Genomic DNA, 722 nt, shown 5'->3' on the forward strand with positions numbered 1-722 from the left:
GCCGAAGCGGCTGTTTGGCGTCAGTTATGATCCTTCTCAAATAGGCCGATTACTGAAGAAAGCGGGCTGGAGCCGGCAGAAGCCACAAAAGCAAGCACGTCAGCAGGACCCTCAAGCTCTACAACAGTGGCGCGAACAGAGGTTACCCGAACTCAAAAAAAGCGAAGACTGAAAGACGTATTATTCTATTTTTAGATGAGGCAGCCTGCTATTTATTGCCCTTACTGGCTCATACATGGGCACCTTGTGGACAAACACCACTACTCCTTGAGCAAGCCGGACGAGCCCACTTAAGCCTCATTGCAGCCATTGCGCCGAACGGTCGCTTGTATTTAGCGGGCCAAGACAAACCTTTCGATAGTGAAGACATCACGTGGTTTCTGAATAAATTATGCTGGCACTATCGACGCCAGAACCTACTGGTCATCTGGGACGGGGCGGCCATCCACCGTTCGCAGACTGTTAAAGAGTGGCTTCATAAAAAGCCGGGCCGGGTTCACCTGGAGCGTCTACCAGCCTATAGTCCCATGCTTAATCCGGTAGAATTAGTGTGGAGCCAGCTTAAAAGAACCTTGAAAAACCGAGTTTTTACTGATCTAGGATCGTTACAAAGAGCTATTCTTGAGGAAGTGAATTACTTACAGGCTGATCGAGCGCGCATAAGCTGTTTCTTTCGGAAGAAGGAGGTAGCATTCTTTACGGACTAACTCACGCGTCTATAA

General features: G+C 48.9%; 2 protein-coding genes. Both read left to right on the plus strand.

Features of this window, described 5'->3' with window-relative positions; all coding sequences use genetic code 11:
* The first annotated feature begins 52 nt into the window (after positions 1-52).
* Entirely contained in the window at positions 53-172 is a 120-nt protein-coding gene (locus tag ACYVEA_RS34650) for a winged helix-turn-helix domain-containing protein (RefSeq protein WP_461117919.1), read from the plus strand.
* 10 nt (positions 173-182) lie between these two features.
* The gene (locus ACYVEA_RS34655; RefSeq protein ID WP_461117920.1) at positions 183-707 is read left to right on the plus strand and encodes an IS630 family transposase; all 525 of its coding nucleotides are present in this window, start codon (positions 183-185) and stop codon (positions 705-707) included.
* The last annotated feature ends 15 nt before the right edge of the window (positions 708-722 follow it).

It is taken from the genome of Spirosoma jeollabukense, from assembly GCF_054777855.1.